18 protein-coding genes and 2 pseudogenes are annotated in these 18731 nt (G+C 41.2%); 6 read left to right on the top strand and 14 right to left on the bottom strand.

The genetic code is table 11. The features are described from left to right. A partial coding sequence (locus F8S12_RS41410) for a hypothetical protein (protein WP_230968570.1) occupies positions 1-400 on the top strand: 400 nt, incomplete at its 5' end. A gap of 490 nt (positions 401-890) precedes the next feature. Here F8S12_RS41410 and F8S12_RS38470 read toward each other — a convergent pair. After that, positions 891-1283: a hypothetical protein gene (locus F8S12_RS38470; RefSeq protein WP_196521581.1), complete on the bottom strand. Its 393-nt coding sequence runs from the start codon at positions 1281-1283 to the stop codon at positions 891-893. Positions 1284-1382: 99 nt separating this feature from the next. Between F8S12_RS38470 and F8S12_RS38465 the strand changes: the two genes are divergently transcribed. Next, the gene (locus F8S12_RS38465) at positions 1383-2057 is read left to right on the top strand and encodes a response regulator transcription factor (protein WP_196521580.1); all 675 of its coding nucleotides are present in this window, start codon (positions 1383-1385) and stop codon (positions 2055-2057) included. A gap of 158 nt (positions 2058-2215) precedes the next feature. Beyond that, positions 2216-3487, top strand: coding sequence for a sensor histidine kinase (locus F8S12_RS38460; protein WP_196521579.1), 1272 nt, complete (start codon positions 2216-2218; stop codon positions 3485-3487). 244 nt (positions 3488-3731) lie between these two features. Here the strand turns inward: F8S12_RS38460 and F8S12_RS38455 are convergent, their stop codons facing one another. From F8S12_RS38455 to thrB, 8 genes are all read right to left on the bottom strand, one after another. After that, positions 3732-4112, bottom strand: a complete 381-nt coding sequence (locus F8S12_RS38455; RefSeq protein ID WP_196521578.1) for a hypothetical protein — start codon at positions 4110-4112, stop codon at positions 3732-3734. 65 nt (positions 4113-4177) lie between these two features. Continuing rightward, on the bottom strand, positions 4178-4744 hold the full coding sequence (locus tag F8S12_RS38450; RefSeq protein ID WP_196521577.1) for an antibiotic biosynthesis monooxygenase: 567 nt from the start codon (positions 4742-4744) through the stop codon (positions 4178-4180). 145 nt (positions 4745-4889) lie between these two features. Continuing rightward, positions 4890-5834 (bottom strand): SMP-30/gluconolactonase/LRE family protein, encoded by a 945-nt coding sequence (locus F8S12_RS38445; RefSeq protein WP_196521576.1) that lies wholly within the window; start codon positions 5832-5834, stop codon positions 4890-4892. A 6-nt stretch (positions 5835-5840) separates the two neighbouring features. Further along, on the bottom strand, positions 5841-6587 hold the full coding sequence (locus tag F8S12_RS38440) for an SDR family oxidoreductase (RefSeq protein ID WP_196521575.1): 747 nt from the start codon (positions 6585-6587) through the stop codon (positions 5841-5843). A gap of 283 nt (positions 6588-6870) precedes the next feature. Then, the gene (locus F8S12_RS38435) at positions 6871-9867 is read right to left on the bottom strand and encodes a tetratricopeptide repeat protein (RefSeq protein WP_196521574.1); all 2997 of its coding nucleotides are present in this window, start codon (positions 9865-9867) and stop codon (positions 6871-6873) included. A 44-nt stretch (positions 9868-9911) separates the two neighbouring features. Beyond that, positions 9912-11252 carry an ATP-binding protein gene (locus F8S12_RS38430; RefSeq protein WP_196521573.1) on the bottom strand — a complete coding sequence of 447 codons (1341 nt, stop codon included), beginning with the start codon at positions 11250-11252 and terminating at the stop codon, positions 9912-9914. Positions 11253-11360: 108 nt separating this feature from the next. Further along, positions 11361-11870, bottom strand: a complete 510-nt coding sequence (locus F8S12_RS38425; protein ID WP_196521572.1) for a hypothetical protein — start codon at positions 11868-11870, stop codon at positions 11361-11363. A gap of 103 nt (positions 11871-11973) precedes the next feature. Beyond that, complete coding sequence (gene thrB, locus F8S12_RS38420; protein ID WP_196521571.1) at positions 11974-12888, bottom strand: homoserine kinase; 915 nt, start codon at positions 12886-12888, stop codon at positions 11974-11976. Between the two features lie 199 nt (positions 12889-13087). Between thrB and F8S12_RS38415 the strand changes: the two genes are divergently transcribed. Together F8S12_RS38415 and F8S12_RS38410 are read left to right on the top strand one after the other, a co-directional pair. Then, a complete protein-coding gene (locus tag F8S12_RS38415; RefSeq protein ID WP_196521570.1) occupies positions 13088-13465 on the top strand; it encodes a hypothetical protein in 378 nt (125 codons plus the stop codon). A gap of 55 nt (positions 13466-13520) precedes the next feature. Continuing rightward, a complete protein-coding gene (locus tag F8S12_RS38410; RefSeq protein ID WP_196521569.1) occupies positions 13521-13760 on the top strand; it encodes a hypothetical protein in 240 nt (79 codons plus the stop codon). A gap of 95 nt (positions 13761-13855) precedes the next feature. Here the strand turns inward: F8S12_RS38410 and F8S12_RS38405 are convergent, their stop codons facing one another. Together F8S12_RS38405 and F8S12_RS38400 are read right to left on the bottom strand one after the other, a co-directional pair. Continuing rightward, on the bottom strand, positions 13856-15544 hold the full coding sequence (locus tag F8S12_RS38405) for an NAD(P)H-quinone oxidoreductase subunit 4 (protein ID WP_196521568.1): 1689 nt from the start codon (positions 15542-15544) through the stop codon (positions 13856-13858). A gap of 127 nt (positions 15545-15671) precedes the next feature. Further along, positions 15672-15845: a hypothetical protein gene (locus F8S12_RS38400; protein ID WP_196521567.1), complete on the bottom strand. Its 174-nt coding sequence runs from the start codon at positions 15843-15845 to the stop codon at positions 15672-15674. A 104-nt stretch (positions 15846-15949) separates the two neighbouring features. Here F8S12_RS38400 and F8S12_RS38395 point away from each other — a divergent pair, with 104 nt between their 5' ends. Further along, on the top strand, positions 15950-16930 hold the full coding sequence (locus tag F8S12_RS38395; protein ID WP_196521566.1) for an aldo/keto reductase: 981 nt from the start codon (positions 15950-15952) through the stop codon (positions 16928-16930). Between the two features lie 148 nt (positions 16931-17078). Here the strand turns inward: F8S12_RS38395 and F8S12_RS38390 are convergent, their stop codons facing one another. The 3 genes and pseudogenes from F8S12_RS38390 to F8S12_RS42595 all read right to left on the bottom strand — a co-directional run. Next, entirely contained in the window at positions 17079-18332 is a 1254-nt protein-coding gene (locus F8S12_RS38390; protein WP_196521565.1) for a DUF4394 domain-containing protein, read from the bottom strand. Beyond that, positions 18286-18462 (bottom strand): annotated as a pseudogene (locus tag F8S12_RS38385) (IS701 family transposase); the annotation flags it as partial. The gene F8S12_RS38390 and the pseudogene F8S12_RS38385, both read right to left, overlap by 47 nt. Further along, positions 18434-18638 (bottom strand): annotated as a pseudogene (locus F8S12_RS42595) (transposase); the annotation flags it as partial. The pseudogenes F8S12_RS42595 and F8S12_RS38385, both read right to left, overlap by 29 nt. Between the last annotated feature and the right edge of the window lie 93 nt (positions 18639-18731).

Below are 18731 nucleotides of genomic sequence, written 5' to 3'. Positions count from 1 at the left end.
GAGAATTTATGCAATAAATATATTGAATTCGGGTGGTTGTTTATTAAATTCGGGTGGTCGTTTATTAAATTCGGGTGGTCGTTTATTAAATTCGGGTAGTCGTTTATTGAATTCGGGTAGTCGTTTATTGAATTCGGGTAGTCGTTTATTGAATTCGGGTAGTCGTTTATTGAATTCGGGTAGTTGTTTATTGAATTCGGGTAGTTGTTTATTGAATTCGGGTAGTTGTTTATTGAATTCGGGTAGTTGTTTATTGAATTCGGGTAGTTGTTTATTGAATTCGGGTAGTCGTTTATTGAATTCGGGTAGTCGTTTATTGAATTCGGGTAGTCGTTTATTGAATTCGGGTAGTCGTTTATTGAATTCGGGTAGTCGTTTATTGAATTCAAGCAGTGGTTAAGGGAACTCCAAAAAATAAATTATTCAATTTCTGGACTTCACTACGACTGTCCCTCCCTCTGCTCAGGAGTTGGGGTGGGGTGTTAGGGACTTTTGCAAGAGGTCTAATGCATTGGATTCAACTGCGTAGCGTAGGGTAAATTAATTTTTGCAGGTAAATGCAACAAAAGTGCAGGTTGATACAACAAAGGTGCAGGTTAAGAGACTTGTATACACCACCGTAGTATTAGGCGAATAGAATTTGCTACTAAACCAGGACTTACGCAAACAATAGCCGAAACCCTTATTTTTAGGTAGGGGCAATTCATGAATTGCCCCTACAGCGTGTACTTTTGCCTAAGTTCTATAAACAAACCAAGTCCACCTCCGTGGAAAGCGTGAAAAATCAAGGGTTTTTAACCCACGGAGGTGGGTTTTGTCTGTATAGCCGCAACTTCCAGTCGCCAGGGCTAAAAAATTCTCAATCACAAAGACGCGATAAATCGCCGTCTCTACAATAATGCATTGGATTCAACTATTAGTTCTTTAACGCGATCGCGCGGTAAGCCTAACTCTTGACTAAGAGCGGTTTCAAGTTTGCTTATATCTGTGATTGGAAATTCAAATACTATCCTTGTGAGAACTGAGTTGTTGGTTTTAACGTTCACCCGTGAAACTCCTTTTTTGGGGAGAATTTCCACTTTGATTGCTATTATCTTCTTCATAATCTGTCGTGCCGATTGGGTATCTGCTAGGAGATATTTTTTGGTGAGATTGGAGTGACTTAAAATCCGATCTCCGACAAAGCCGCTCCCCAGCCAAAAAACTAACCCAATCAACGGCAAGGACAACCAAAACACAAAGCCTAACGATCGCAACGCTTGAAAAAGTTGAAGTTGCTGCATAGAAGGTATAAGGTTGAGTGTTTCCCGTCACTTTTGCGTCATCTTTTTACCTTAATCTAAAATTAGCAAGGAAAAATTACGGCAACCTGAGCAAATGGGATGTTGATCTTACTAGTCGAAGATGACCCATCGCAGTTAGAGCCACTGCGGGCAGCCTTATTGAAGGTGGGGCATACAGTTGATGCGATCGCTGATGGGGAAACAGCGCAGTGGTTTGCCTTTCACAAAGACTATGACTTGCTGATTCTAGATTGGATGTTGCCTAAAATCAGTGGCGTAGAATTGTGTCAAGTATATCGACGAGCAGGTAAGCTGACTCCTGTCTTGATGCTGACGGCGAAAGACACGGTTTTAGATAAAGTAATGGGTTTAGATGCTGGAGCCGATGATTACTTAGTAAAGCCCGTAGATGTTCTGGAGTTATTGGCACGAGTCCGGGCACTAGGAAGGCGATCGCCTATGTGGCAAGGAGATATACTTAGCTTGGGCGATTTGCAACTTCATTTATCCACTTTGACGCTAGAACTTGGTTCGTTGACAACTCAACTTTCTAGCCGGGAGTTTCAATTGATGGAGTATTTAATGCGTCATTCCCGCCAAGTATTATCTCATAACCAGATTGAGCAAGCCCTTTGGAGCTACGGAGAGGAACCAGAAAGTAATGCAGTAACTACCTTGGTTCGCCGCTTGCGCCAGCGCCTACAAACCATTGGTGTAAAAGATTGGATAGAAACAGTCCATCGAATGGGCTATAGAATAAATCCGCCTTTCTAAACCGTTAGGAGGCAGGGGAGGCAGGGGGACAAGGGGACAACGGGACAAAGAGAATAACCAATGCCCCATGCCCAATGCCCAATGCCCAATGCCCAATGCCCAATGCCCAATTCCCAATGCCCAATGCCCCATGCCCAATGCCCCATGCCCAATAACAAATGTTTGATCGTAGCCGTCGTAATCTTGCTCACTGGTTTGCCCTGTCAATGGGTGGAATTTTGTTCGCTTTTGCAGGGGTAGGCTATTGTTTGAGTGTAGAAGAACAGTTGCGAGTTTTTGATGATGAACTCTTTTCACAAAGTAAAGTTTTTGCTGCCAAGACTCAATACTCGCTTTATCAAAGTCAATGGAGAAATCAGCGCAGCAAAACTCCCATAGAAAACGGAGCATCTTTGAATGGCGACCTAATATATGCGCGATGGTACAACTCTGATAAACAACTTTTGCAATATATCGGTTCATTGGGTAACAATCAGTTGACAGCAGAACCAGGATTTCAAACGCTACAACTACCACTAGGTGCTGAATATTTGATAAGAACCTGGGTTCGCCAAGTCACAATTCCTATTTTTGAAGATAAGCGGCTCATTGGCTACTTCCAAGCAGCAGTGGCAATGAACTCTCTACGCGTTAACCTGAACCAAGCCCGCTTGTTTTTAACTTTTGGGGTTCCTGTGACCTTTGGTGTCATAGGCATTACAGGTTGGTTTTTAGGCGGATTGGCAATGCGACCAAGCCTTCGTGCTTATCAGCAATTGCAGCAATTTACAGCCGATGCTTCTCATGAACTACGTACACCTGTTGCTACGATATTGAGCAATGCCCAAGTTGCCCTGATACCCCCCGAAGACTTGTTGGAGCAAAAATTGCGGTTGCAAAATATCGCCCAAACAGCTAAGTCCATGAGTACGCTGATCAATGATCTGCTTTTTTTGTCACGTCATAATGGTTCCCTTGCGGAAACCGGATTAAAACCCGTTGATTTGTGTGAGATATTGCGATCGCTGGCACAGGATTTCGCAGCCCTTGCTCCTGCCCAAAGTCTCAATTTCAATGCTCACCTTCCAGAGCGTCCCATCATGTTAAAAGCCGATGCTAATTTGCTCAAACAAGCTGTGATTAATCTTCTAACTAATGCCTTCAAGTACACACCAGCAGACGGTAAGGTAGAATTACATCTTTTTACCCAGTCTCACTACGCAGTAATTCAAGTCAAAGACAACGGGATTGGCATTCCGTCCACTGATTTGCCACATATATTTGAGCGTTTTTATCGTGTAGATACTGTCCGATCTCGGCAAACAGGCGGCTTTGGACTCGGACTTGCGATCGCTCAACAAATTGTGCAACGATACGGAGGGCAAATTACTGTAAATAGTATGCTGAGTCAAGGCTCCACATTTCAAATTAGCCTTCCCCTGAAACTTTGACAATGTTTTTCGCTTTCGACTATAGGGTTCCTATTTGATTTGTGAACAAAATTAAGTACTATTGATAATACTTTTACAGTTGCATATCAAGGTTTTCTCCCTATTAAAGTAAGATTCATCCCACATTTACATTTCGTAAATATGCCAAACTCCAGTAATTTTCATAATTTTATAATTCTCTATTTCGGAAAATTAAGATATTTTATTAGTACTGTCCTATTTTTGAACAACTGCTGATAATTCATTATTCAAAAACTGCGGCTCTTTCAATAATAAACCATTCATGGTACAAGATTGCTAAGAAAAATTCTTCATTCTTAAGGCGATCGCATACGGCTATAAATCCCGAAAAGAAAGGATCATCTTCATAGGTAGTATCCGATAGGAAAAGCGTTACAGAATTCTTATCCCCACTCCAGATACAACGAATTATGGTGATATTAGGGTGATGTGATTTATCTACAGGTAATAATGTTGGGCATCCTTCCACTAATAAAAATTCTGGCTGTTCATATCTTAAAACCGATTCCCAATTTTCTGGTCCTTCATGTTTCTCAATAATCCTATCCCACCTAACTAACTTGATTTTTTCTAGAGTTTCTGTCGATAATTCTGAGATTTTCATAGCTGTTTACTACAGTTAATAAATTGGCTCTTTATTACTTCTTATGCTAGTCCGCAGGTAAAATGCTAAACTTTTCGTGATTTAGGATATAGCCAAAACCTAAACAAACGGCTAACTCTAGGCATGACAACATAGGTCAACAGCAAAACCATAGTAATTGTAATAAGCAACGAAATAATCAAGGGCGGGAAACCACGAATTAGGGGTGTTATAAATGTATTCAACAAATTAATCAACACAAATACAGCTCCCCAAGTTAGCAATGCTGTTTTATAGCGTGGTGGAGTTTTTAATGGTTGACCGGGAAGAGAAAACCAAGCTTCTAATCCACTGATTTGTTGAACATCAGCGTCAGATTCAACTAAAGGTTTAGCTTGAGTTAGCCAGTATTCGCGATCGCGCGATGTCATCCACACTTTCAAATTTTCATAACCGTCAAACCGGAAAATAATCACATATTCATTTCGCACCCCAAGTTGAGGACGAATCACATTTGTTCCCATGTGACCAGTATAGGTTCTGGCAACACTGGTAATATCTTTTAACCAAGCCTCATAAGCGGTTTCGCATCCTGGTTTGACAAGTTGTGTAATAACTACGGTTACAAATTGATCGTCCTGTTCTATCTCCATTAGTTATGTCACCATCAAGTTAGTAAATGTTACTTTTTGTAACGTAGCATGATTAAGTCAATCAATTTTGGATTTTGGATTTTAGATTTTGGATTAAAAATCTAAAATCGTTCGGCTGAGGCTCACCACGAACTCTAAAATTTAGTCATTCTCTAGCCAAGGGATATCCAGCTTTCCCAACTTCAAGTCGGACAACGTTAGCAGGAACGACACCTGTAGGAGGAGGTAAAAACATTCCACCGTTGGTAACGACATATATCGCGGTGCAATCGTCCTCGCTTTGACCAAAAGCCACGGCTGTGCTACCTATTACACCTGACTCGGCTTGAGCAATGATGGTTGTACTGCGATCGCTTGCAATTCGCACTACACTGTTGTAGATGTGCGTTGCTCCGTAAAGACTGCCTTCCACATCAAAGGCAAAGTCATCAATATTAGTCTGCTCAACAAAGATTTCCGGCTCACCGGGTTCATTTCCAATACCAACGGGAATCCGCAACAACAACATTTTTTCTGTATTTGAAACGTAGAGGAAATCACCAAAACGCTTCAAGCCATTTGCAGCCGGAATGACGTTCTCGGAATTACTACGAGCAAGCATTGAATGTTCTAGCCAAATAGATCCACGACGTTGAGCGATATCAATCAGCCAAATTGCACCCCGATAGGAATCTGCTGTTAAATACTGAGTGCCAGAAAGTGGAGTAATGCCGTTGAGAAAGATCGCCTCTGGCAGTGTCAGCAAGGTTTCTACTGTACCATCTGAGGCAATTAAAGAAACCACAGGTATAGAATCAGCATTCCAGCCTGTTGCGATTAAACCCCCGTTGGCAGTGAAAGCAAGACCACTCACTTTGCCTTCAACACTGGCATGAATCTGCTGATTGCCATCTAGGGTAATGCGAACAATCTCGCCAACTTCGTGATTAGTTACAAAGATTGTGCCATCTGGAGCGTAGGCGTAGCCCGCCGCAGGTATCGCTAGATTTTCCAAAAAAGTATTGACTGGGAACGAGGTAATAACTTTGGCAAGTGCTAATTCAATCGGCTTATCTGCGTAAATAGACGGTAAACCTGCGGGATTTCCCATATTAACCTACCACTGTAATTGAATGGGGCCACCAAACTTTCGCATCTCTGCAAAAAACTGTCCTTGCGCTCCTCCATCGGCAAGTGTTGCCAAATAGACTGCGGTTTGCGCTCCTTCTTCTGCTGTGAACGGGGCATTATCTCCCCCCATATCTGTCTTCATCCAACCAGGAGAATAGGCATTTACAAGAATATTAGTATCTTGGAGTTCCTTCGCCAGAATCACCGTTAGTCCATTTACTCCCAGCTTCGAGAGTCGATAGGAGGGTGCTAAAGGGTAGTAGTCAGTGGGAACTGACACCAGAGATGCCATTTCTGTTGAGATATTGACAATGCGACCGTAGTTTTGCACCTTCATCAACGGAATTAATGCTTGAGAAATTCTAAGTACCGCTAGAACATTAGTTTCAAAGGTGGATCGCATCGTTTCCAATTGAACAGTCAGTAAGCTGGATTCCTCCGGCTTCGTTGTGGGATTTACGCCTGCATTATTGACCAGAATATCTACTTTGCCGTAAGTTTCACGCAGCCACTCAGTAAACTGCTGCACACTTCCATCATTGGTGACATCCAGCGTGTGATAGTCAACATCAAATCCTTCATTGGTAAGCTGCTGTTTAGCAGCAAGACCATCGGTTTCATTCCGACTCGTCAGAATTACGCTGTTGCCAATTTGGGATAATTGACGGGAAATTGCATATCCTAGACCTCGATTACTGCCTGTTACCACAGCAATCCTTTTTTGATTTGTCATTTTGATGACCTTCAAACTGCTTTTAATTTTACTTTACTGAGGTACTATAAATTAATCAAATTGATTGCAACAATATATTCAATCAATGGCATTGATTTGTCCTGCATTTACCTGAACTCACTTACAATGACAATGTATATTTAGTTTCGTATGACTACTTAAACCGCGACTTTCGCATCGAACATAATTCTGCTGGATCATTAGTGATTATTTCAACAGTAAGCCAATTTATTTTGGTGCATTTCTATAGTATGAGTAAATTAATTTTTCAGGTTTTATTAGATTATTCAATCAAAAACTTAAATTTTTTGGTTTCGCGAATAGTATTAAAATCAGGATCAGTTTTTGCCATATTTCTACTTTCTTCAAAATTTAACCTAAGTGCGATTTTGAAATTCTTTATCGCTCGTCTACTATTACCTATCAGTGCATAAGATCGAGCTTTATTATACCAAGCAATATGATTGTCAGGTTTAATTTTTAAACCTTTATTTAAGCTAGTAATAGCTTCTTTATAACGTCTTAGTTTTATAAGAGCAAAGCTTTTATTAAAGCAAGTTACATAGTCATTAGGTTTCAATTCAAGAGCCTTATTACAACTAATAAGCGCCTCTTTATAGCGACCTAAGTAATATAAGGTATAACCTTGATTTGCCCAACTTAGCTCAAAATCAGACTTCAATTCAAGCGCTTTATTGAAGTTGCTAAGGGCTTCTTCATAAAGTTTAAAGTCTTCTCTAGAAAAATATTGATTATAAAAGTTGTGTAAGCTCAAACCAATTTCTAAGGCTTTTCCAAAAATAGCTACTTTTCCGTCATTAGAATATTTTTTAAGCAATAGATAGCCTCTATTATTCCATGCTAGGTAGTTATCGGGTTTAATTTTCAGTACTTTATCAAAACACACTATAGCTTCTTTATAAGATCCTAAGTTGTAAAGAACATATCCTCGGTCATGCCAAGCTTCATCGTAATCAGGTTTAAATTTCAATGCTTGGTCATGGGAGGTAAGCGCTTCTTCATACTGTTCTAAATTTCCTAGTACCTTACCTCGACTGTTCCAAACTTCATGATTATCAGGTTGAATTTTCAGCGCTTGGTCGAAGGATGCGATCGCTTCTTCATAGCGTTCTAAATTCCCTAGCGCATTGCCTCGATTATTCCAAACTTCATGATTATCAGGTTGGATTTTCAGCGCTTGGTCGAAAGATGCGATCGCTTCTTCGTACTGTTCTAAATTCAACAGTCCATTGCCCCGATTGTTCCAAGCTTTGTAATTATCAGGTTGAATTTTTAGCACTTGGTCATAAGATGCGATCGCTTCTTCGTACTGTTCTAAATTCAACAGTCCATTGCCCCGATTGTTCCAAGCTTCGTATTTATCAGGTTGAATTTTCAGCGCTTGGTCATAAGATGCGATCGCTTCTTCATAGCGTTCTAAATTCAACAGTGCAATACCCCGATTATTCAAAGCTTCATGATTATTAGGTTGGATTTTCAGCGCTTGCTCGAAAGATGCGATCGCTTCTTTATACTGTTCTGAATTTAACAGTGCAATACCCCGATTATTCAAAGCTTCATGATTATCAGGTTGAATTTTCAGTGCTTGGTAATAAGAGGCAATTGCTTCTTCATACTGTCCTAGATTCAACAGTGCATTGCCCCGATTGTTCCAAGTTTCGTAATTATCAGGTTGAATTTTCAGTGCTTGATCATAGGAGGTAATCGCTTCTTCATACCGTCCTAAATTAAACAGCGCACTCCCCCGATTGTTCCAAGCTTTGTAATTATCAGATTGAATTTTCAGTGCTTGGTCATAAGATGCAATCCCTTGTTCATATTGTTCTAAATTCAACAGTGCAATGCCCCGATTGTTCCAAGCTTCGTAATTATCAGGTTGAATTTTCAGCGCTTGTTCATAGGAGGCGACCGCTTCTTCATACCGTCCCAAATTCAACAGTGCATTGCCTCGATTGTTCCAAGCTTTGTAATTATCAGGTTGAATTTTCAGCGCTTGGTCATAAGATGCGATCGCTTCTTCGTACTGTTCTAAATTCAACAGTCCATTGCCCCGATTGTTCCAAGCTTCGTATTTATCAGGTTGAGTTTTCAGCGCTTGGTCATAAGATGCGATCGCTTCTTCATATTGTCCTAAATTAAATATTGCAATGCCCCGATTGTTCCAAGCTTCGTATTCATCAGGTTGAATTTTTAGTGCTTGGTCATAGGAGTCAATCGCTTCTTCATACCGTCCTAAATTCAATAACACAGTGCCCCGATTATTCCAAAGTTCGTAATTATCAGGTTGAATTTTCAGCGCTTGGTCATAGGAGGCAATCGCTTCTTCATATCGTCCTAAAATTAATAACGCAGTGCCCCGATTGTTCCAAGATTCGTCAAAATCAGGTTGAATTTTCAGTGCTTGGTCATAAGAGGCAATCGCTTCTTCATATCGTCCTAAAATTAATGACGCAGTGCCCCGATTATGCCAAACTTCGCAAAAATGGGTTTTATTTTTTATCGCTTCATTATAAGCGTCAATTGCTCCTTTATAATCTTGCTCAATTAGATGTAAATTCCCTAGTTCGAACAATAATGCACTTTTTAAAGTAACTGTTTGATGGTCTTCTGCAATTAGTTCTTGAATGGTTATTATTTTTTTATTCCTTTCTTCTGCGGTTAAAGTAGTATATTTTTTATAGTCTCCTACTGGGAATATCCGTGATGATTCTTGCTTTAGAATTTCTGGATCTATGGGAAATTCAAACATTCCAGAACGCCAATCAAAAAAGTCAGGAGCGCGTTGGATAAAATACTTAATAGCAAATTGAGGTAGCAAGAACACGAAACAAATATTAAAGCTATCTCTAAAACTTTCCCTCTGTTGGTTGAGATTAATTAAAACCGGTGGCACACCCTTCCAACTATATGAATAAATATCCTTACTATTCCAACCAGTCAACATTTTACATTCTTCATATTCATAAAATGAAGAATGTAATCCTGTAATAAATAAAATTTTTATGCTTTCTTTATTATCTAATTTATCAATTATTTCGTATAAATTATTAGCATATTTATTTAAGCGTAAAACTTCTATACTTTTATCTTTAATATCTTCCTTTACTTTGGTAATTATCCGCTCACCTTCTGCTGGAGAACAACGGACAAATAATAAGCCAAAACCTTCTATAAAGTTAAAAGTACGGACTAAGGCTTGGTATTCTTCGTCTCCTTTTACTGCGAAATCATTATCCCAATTCGTCAGTTTTAATACCATAATCGTAGTCAGATAATACTAACTATTAGCGGGTGATGATACAGTTACTTATCTTCGGATGGGTACAAGAGATTGTAAATGTCTTGAAATTCTTTAATTCCTTTAATGAGAGGATGAATATCATACCAGACTTTGCTATTTCCCTGATTATCCAAATCACGATATTCTAAAATACAACGATTAAATAATAATCCCCGATACAGTGGTTCATTTTCTATCTGTTTAAAATGATATACTTTAGCCAGTGCCTCCCATTCATTAGCAAATACGGTATTTCTATAAGTATTTCGCAACTCGCTAATTGACCGTTGTAAGGCTCTATTACTAATTATTTTGGCGCTAGTGTATTTAATTGCCTCCTTCATTAATAATAACAAATTCCGCACATGACCACCACTCATGAGGCATAGTTGCTCTAACGCCTCCCTATCCTCAAACATATCCACAATAGATAAACTAGCATCTATAGAACTCAGCCGTTTTTGCAAGACTTCCATAACTTTATTTATTCCATCTTGATAGCTTTGATTTTCAGGAGTTTGCACCATAATCATTGGCAATACTTGAGGATTTCCATAGATATTTGCTATATCTACTGCTCGATTAGAATAAAGTAAAGAAATAGGTACTGTGTAAACTAGATGGCAATCTAAAGCTTGGAGTTGTTCGCTGCGGTCTAGAAAAATCTGCTCATGATTGCTACGTCCATCTTCTTGAGCAATAGGGACAATCCGATCTAAGTTGTCAACAATTAACACTAGTTGAGAATATCCTGAAGGTAAGTTATTTTTTGCATCTTTAATAAAATCATTTAACGCTTCAATTAAAGTTATTGTATGGGGGTTGACTCGTTCACGAATTTTTTGGCGTTGGCTAGGTTCAGCTCGTAAACTCGCTGTGATTTTGGCAAATTGGGAGATTTTTGCTTCTATGGTTAATTTATCTAGTGATACTTCAGTCAGTGCCAAATCTTTTAAATCTTGCCAGCGGTTGTTTAACCAGTTCAACAAACTGGCAGGAGAAGCATTATCTTTTAACGCTTCTAATAAATGTCGTGTACAAGCTAAGAGAATATCTGTATATTGGGCATCTTCTGGCTGAATATCTGCTTCATCGGCAGCAAAATAAACCACAAAGCAGCCTTCCTCATCTAAATATTTTTGCAACCGCAGCAATTCTGTTGACTTTCCTGCACCGCGATGACCTGCATAAAGTTGACAAGTCATTCTGTCTGAATACAAAATCTCTTTACCTATTTCTACTAGGATGTCGCCATCTCCCCGCACAGCCTGACAATCTACATATTTGGGATCGCCAGCAGGTAAGGGTCGAAAAGGGTCAAAAACATTATATATCCGCTTTAAAAGTGCAAAATCTTGCGTCATAGGTTAAAGTCTCTCGATATGGACGATTTTAGCAACTGTCTTGTGATGTCAAATGATTCTTGAAAAAGTCAATGTTAATAAAGTATTTCTCGTTTATAAATGCTGGCATTAAACAATCCGGTTGACAATTGTCCACACTTCCCCATCTGAGCGGACATAGGGAACGGAGATTGTCTTGAACCCAGTAATGAAGGGCTTGTAATAAATCTGCCAATACATTGGACTCAGTTGATTGGCACAAGCCTTAAGAAAACGGACTTCTGTCGCCAGTTCCCCAGCTAGCTGATTTATGCGTTCAGCATGAACTTGTGCTACTTCTTTTGCTTCCTCTAGCTGCTGCTGTTGGATAAGTTGTTTTAATTCAACTTGCCCCCGCACTAACTTACCTTGTTTTTGTTTTATTTGGACTTCCAGGGCTGCGATCGCATTATCTATGCCCTGGAGTTCAACTGATAATTGGGCATTTTCTCTGGCTTGGCGGCGGTACGCTTCAACCATTGCCTGGGGTGAATCGTTCTCGCCAGACATGACATTATTAACAGTGAGTGCAGCGCGTTCTTCTCGGAGAATCTGAATTTGAGAGTTAAGCGCCGCTATTTCAGCCTGAATTTGCTCCATAAATCGAGTTTTAAATGCTGAGTAAAATAGTCATCTGATTTTTTAAAGAAGAATACAGAATTTAATTCTGAATTCTGACTCCTGACTCCTGAATTCTGATTTTTTAAAAGCTTTTTGCGCCTTGGGTATCGAGAGAAAGCGATCGCACCTCGGCTGTAATTCCTTCTTCTTGCCAAGCAGCTAACATCGCCGCCTCCACAGCTTTTGAGTGTGACTCATCCGCTAAAGCTAACAGTGTCGGCCCCGCACCACTAATCACCATGCCATAAGCACCAGCACTAACAGCTGCTATATTGACAGCATCGTAACCAGGAATCAAAGCTTTGCGATAGGGTTGATGCAACTTATCTTGCAAAGCTGTCTTTAACCATTGTCCGTTACCAGTTTCCAAGCCGCGCAACAATAACCCCAGATGTGCTGTATTGAAAATCGCATCCGCACGACTCACTTCATTTGGGAGAACGCCCCGCGCCTCTGAAGTGGAAAGTTCAAAATCAGGAATAGCCACAACTAGTACAACATCTTTATGCCAGGGAACATCACAAATTTCCCAAGCTGCGCCACTGGTGGCAGCAAGACGACATCCCCCCAACAAAGCTGGAACTACATTATCAGGATGTCCTTCCATTGCGATCGCTAACTCCATCACCTGCGACTGACTCATAGTAGCACCCTCAAGTTGATTAGCAGCAATCAATCCACCGACAATTGCTGTCGCCGAACTACCCAAACCCCGTGCCTGTGGGACACCTGACTTAATCTCTATTTTCACAGTCGGCGGCGTCTGCTCTATATGTTGATAGAACTTGACAAATGCTTGGTAGAGGAGATTGCTCTCATTGGTTTGAACTCGTTCAGCTTCAGTACCAGTGACATGAATAATTAATCCACCCTCTTCCACACGAGTGAACTTGAACTCGTTGTACAACTTTAAAGCTGCACCGATGCAATCAAAACCAGGCCCCAAATTCGCAGTTGTGGCGGGAACGGTAACAGTGATAGCAGAAACAACAGACATTGGTAAAACTCACTAATCATCAACCAGCATCTCATGTAAAGGGTTGATTTGTTTACTAGTGATGCTAATTATCTGTTGTAGTAGTTTGCATACCCATCTGAGTGTTTACATTTTATTAATCTATTTTTTACCTAATGATCTAAAAATAATGTTATTGTTGGATTATATATTGACTATTTATATTAACTAATTTTAATAAATGGAATATTTAAAGCGCTTTCTTGAGTATGCTCCTGAAGCGTATGATGCTATTCGTGATGTTGACGATGTAGCAGTGATTGCACGTAACACTGGATGGGCAGAGTTTCGCATTCAACGGATCAAAAAACATTTATTTTATGATGAACACAAATTGGATTACAATCTCGGATTTAACCGCTTTAGTTCTGATCCAGATATAGCAGATGCCTGGATTAGGTTACAGCGAGGTAATTTTAACCCTGAAGATTTGAGACTACTGGAACATGAATACTTTGAGTCGAGGTTTGAAGGCATTTTCCATACCAACTACCGTACAGATCATGACGCTACTGAACGGTCTGGTCGTTTGTGGAGTCCCCCAGTAACATCAGCATAACTCAAATGAGTTAAAACTAAAGTACCGCAACTTTTACAGACCACATGAATCTGTTATGGCTTTTTACGTATTGATTCTAAAAGAAAAGGAGGATGAGACCGGCGTTACTTACCGCTTTGGTTCACATGAAGATCGTCTCGGCTCTTTATGGATAGATAAATTGAGTGGAGAAATTAAGGAACTTCAAGAAACACCAGAGCAAAACTCGCAGGCATTTTTTCAACGAGCAGCAGTAAAGGTTTGGCAAAATTGGAAAAAAGGAGCTTTTCCAGAAAAAACATCTTGGGCATCCTGAGAATAACAGAGTATTGATAGTCTATCAATGCTCTGTTATTCCTCAGAAAGATACCTAGCGATCGCTCTTTTCGACAAGTATATTGGTCAAAAAGCTTACTTCAAAGTTCCCAAAACGGGCGTTACTTCAACCTCTGAAATTTGCGGAACCAATAATCCATTAGCATAAATCTGGGGATTTGTTTGCGAGACTATGGCATAAGACTGGCGAAGATTGGCATTCACTGCGACAGTTTTCACGTCGTACATCTGCATAGCCATCTTGGGATAAAAACCAATACCAATAATCATCAGCAGAAAACAGGCAGCGATAAACACCTCACGCGGTCTAGCATCGTCATAAACTGCATCTTCTGGCACAAAGCAGTCTGTACCAAAACAAACTGTTCCGTCATCTTCTTGATTTTCCAAGCCTGCATTATTAATGTCGCAGATGAGCGCTGCACCGTCACCATAAAATACCTCTCGCAGCATGGAAAGTAGATAGATAGGTGTGAGGATGACTCCAACTGCGCCGAGAAAAACTGTTACGGTGCAGAAAGTCGAACTGTAAACGTCGCTGCTTGTCAGACCAACGAATACCGAGAGTTCGCCAGCAAAGCCGCTCATACCGGGAAGTGCCAGGGATGCCATTGCTGCGATTGTGAACAGAGCAAAGACTTTGGGCATGGCTTGACCAATACCGCCCATATCTTTCATTACCATTGTGTGGGTGCGATCGTAAGTAACGCCTGCTAAGAAAAACAGCACTGATGCGATCAAACCATGCGAAATCATCTGCAACATCGCGCCGTTGATTCCCAAATCCGTGAAGGACGCAATCCCAAGTAGTACAAACCCCATGTGGGAAATCGACGAATAAGCCAAACGCCGCTTCATATTGGTCTGAGCAAAGGAGTTCAATGCACCATAGATAATGTTGACAACACCCAAAATGGCTAGAATCGGCGCAAAGTAAATGTGTGCATCGGGAAGTAGCTCAAGATTCAGGCGAATCAGTCCGTATCCGCCCATCTTCAGCAACACACCAGCCAAAATCATCGACACTGGAGAAGATGCTTCGCCGTGGGCATCAGGCAACCAAGTATGCATAGGGAAAACAGCAAGTTTGACACCAAAGGCAATCAGCAACCCTGCATAAAGTAGCAGTTGTAGACCAAGGGGATATTCCTTCATGCCCAGTGCGGTGATATCAAATGTCATATTACCGCCGCCGTATAACCCCATTGCCAGGGCTGCTACCAAAATAAATATAGAAGCCGCAGCAGTATATATCAAGAATTTTGTAGCCGCATAGCGACGCCTTTGCCCACCCCAAATACACACTAGTAGGTAGACGGGAATCAGTTCTACTTCCCACATAATGAAAAATAGTAGCAAGTCTTTGGCAACGAATACTCCTACTTGTGCGGAATACAGCACCAGCATCAAGAAATAGAAGAGGCGGGGTCGGTGATCAACTTGCCAGGCTGAAAAAATCGAGAGTGTAGTGACAAATCCTGCTAGAAGCACAAGTGGCACTGAAAGTCCATCGACCGATACTGCCCAGTTCAGACCTAACTGAGGCATCCAGGCATAAGTTTCTACGAGTTGAAAACTAGCACTGCTGGCATCGTAATGCTTCCAAAAGGCGTAGCACATCAAGGCAAAGTCTGCCATACCTACACCCAGTGCATACCACCGGACGCGCTTGCCATCTTTATCAGGTAGTACAGGGATGAGCAAGGAAGCAACGAGTGGCAGCAAGACAATCGCGGTAAGCCAAGGAAATTGATCCGCTATCATGTATATGAGAAAAAATACTTATTTGTGAACGATGCTATTGTACTAAACTTTGTAACAATTTATTCCCACATCTTTGTTCCAAGTAGGCATAGATGGATCTCTATACTGCTTTGATCTAGTTGAATCACTATTGTTGAATATATCTGCTCTCGTACTGCTGTAGTTCAGTCTCCGTGCTGTTTGTGTACTCTAGCTGACTAAATAAGTGGCTGATGGTGGAAAGACTCAGTTTCATCCGTTGAGCGATCGCTTCATTACTAATCCTACAGCCAGCAGTTTTAACACCTGTCCCTTGCTTCATATATCAGAAAATACTTCTAAGAAGAGATGACTTGATGAGCGGGAAAGGGATAATGCTAAAAGACCTGATTTTCTCTTCTTAATTACTGACTAGGAGATTATTTAATGAGAACCAGAAAGCTAGGCAGACAAGGGTTGGAAGTTTCACAGATCGGACTTGGTTGCATGGGAATGTCTGAGTTCTATAGTGGTCGTGATGAACAGGAGGCGATTGCCACAATTCATCGAGCATTGGAACTTGGAGTTAATTTTCTCGATACTGCTGATATGTATGGCCCCTTTACTAATGAGCAACTAATAGGCAGAGCAATCAAAGAGAAGCGAGATCAGGTAGTATTAGCAACCAAATTTGGCAATGTCCGCGCTGAAGATGGCGGCTGGAAAGGGATTAGTGGCAAACCAGAATATGTCCAGACAGCTTGTGAAGCCTCGCTAAAACGTCTGGGAGTTGAAGTGATTGACCTCTATTATCAACATCGGGTAGATTCAACCGTACCCATTGAAGATACTGTTGGGGCGATGGCAGAGTTAGTGCAGCAAGGAAAAGTGCGTTACTTGGGACTTTCGGAGGCTGCTCCTGCTACGATTCGACGGGCACAGACAGTTCACCCCATTAGCGCACTGCAAACAGAATACTCTCTGTGGAGTCGAGAGCCAGAAGATGAAATTTTATCTACTGTGCGGGAATTAGGAATTGGGTTTGTTCCCTATAGTCCATTAGGAAGGGGGTTTTTATCAGGTGCAATCACCAGCCCTGATGACCTTGCACCAGATGACTATCGAAGAAATTCTCCCCGCTTTCAAGGTGAGAATTTTTATAAAAACCTGCAATTAGTCGAGCAAGTGAAAGCGATCGCCACCGAAAAAGGAGTAACTTCTAGTCAGCTTGCACTAGCATGGCTTTTGGCTCAAGGAGAAGATATTGTCCCAATTCCTGGTACAAAACGCCGTACTTATTTAGAGGAGAATATTGGGGCTACTGCAATTACCTTAACTTCAGAAGAGTTGAATCGACTTGAGGCAACTGCACCGAAAAATGTCGCAGCAGGCGATCGCTACCCTGACATGAGTACTGTTAATCGTTGATTCATCTCCGTTCTGGAGTATTTTTAAAGATTCCGCACAGTGGAGAGCGCGGCGTTTTCTTTAACTACGACATCTCCCAATATCAATAATTCGTAATTCGTAATTAAGAGGGTACAAGCCCCAACTGATTGCAACTACGAATTACGAATTATTTTGACGCATTTTCATGGGCGCGATGGCGTAGGCGATCGCACATCTGAAAGAATGACAGGCTTTTATATGGCGAAGGTATTTTTGATGAAACGGTATTAACCCTAATCGGCTTAGATAGTGACACGCACAATGACATCGTTGAAGTCTTTAAAATACTTGATAGTCCACCGCCAAAGCCATTAGGATTGTTACTGAGTGTAGAAAAGATGGTACGGGAACGAGCGATCGCAGCTTCCAAATAGCCTGTTGCATTAGGAGCAATGCCATTGATCGCACCTAAATCGTCATCAACCGTGAAAGCAACAATCTCGTTGACAACGGTATTCTTTCGGCTGGATAACGAGAACTGCACAAGCTTTTGAAAGTTGCTAGCAATAGAGACGATGGCGTTACCGTTAGCAGCAAAGTTAGTTGCGATCGTGCCACCATTATTAACGCTAACTGTGCCATTATAACTAACGCTAATCGTGCCACCATTATCATTTTTGGTAATCTCAAAGATAGCAGTGTCCTGTGCTGCTAAAACAGCCCCATTTGTAGGATTTTTTAAGGACAGTGTAAACGTCTCATTGTCTTCACCCAGGCTGTCATCAGTAATATTTAAGGTGGAAGTAGTCTGACCATCAGCAAAAGTCACAGTTACAGGTGTGCCATTGTCAAAACCAGCCACATCTACAGTGAAAGCACCACTAGAACCACCTGTACGAACTAAATCGAGCGCGATCGCTGTGCCATTTTGATCAACGGTATAGGTAGCGTTACCAAACGCCACTGTGCCAGTAGGAGATTCCGCGACTGTCAAACTAGCTAAACTTGTACCTGAACCAATAGGGCCGAGCAGAGTAGCAACCCCCGTACTTAGTTCAATGGTATATAGATTAGTCAAACCTCCAACGCTCAATGCTGCTATCCCCCGTCCTGAAGCTGCTGCATTTGATGCAGGAACTCGTACATTTGACGGAATATCGAAACCGCTAGCTTCAGTAAAATTTAGTGGAGCGCCGTTAAGGGTAACTAACAATTGAACTGTTTGGGTGCCATTGTTAGGCGGGTTCTGAATAAACAGGCTGTTGCTAGTTGGGTCTAGCGTGTATTGAGTTGTAAAAGTGGTTCCAGTGAGTCCATTGAAGCTATTGGTATAGGCAGTGGCAGAAATTCCTGTGGAATCGGCAGGAAGTCCATTAACGGGACTTAAACAAAAATTAAGCCCAAATAAAGCCCAAACTAGCTTTGTAAGCAGCAAATACATCACGGTTGAGGGTCAACCAATCGAAAAATCGATAAGACATAGCCGTTCTAAAGGCTTCTAAGGCTTCAGTAAAGGTGTTCAAAGGTTTGCTTGCCCACCTACGTCTCAAGCCTCCTGTCAATGATCTCCAAGCGCCGTTCGTTTACCTGGGAAGTAGACCAAGCAAGGTGCTTGGGTTAAAAAGTGGTGTAATCGGTGGTAAGTCACCCCTATAGCATTCTCTGCGAGCTGAAATAAGTTTTTTCTCTCACTTTCTCCCAATAATCCTCCTACATAGTGTCTAAACTCTCTTTTTTGAGCTGAATATAAAACAACTGGATGGAAGCTTTCTGCTACTCGCAAAGCCATAACTTTTTCAGACAAGAAAGGTATAGGAACCTTGAAGTTAAAAGGGACTTA

This window comes from Nostoc sp. WHI (assembly GCF_015714725.1).
GTDB lineage: Bacteria > Cyanobacteriota > Cyanobacteriia > Cyanobacteriales > Nostocaceae > Nostoc.
The sequence above is the reverse complement of the archived record's forward strand: the minus strand, read 5'-3'. Positions and strand labels throughout refer to the sequence as shown.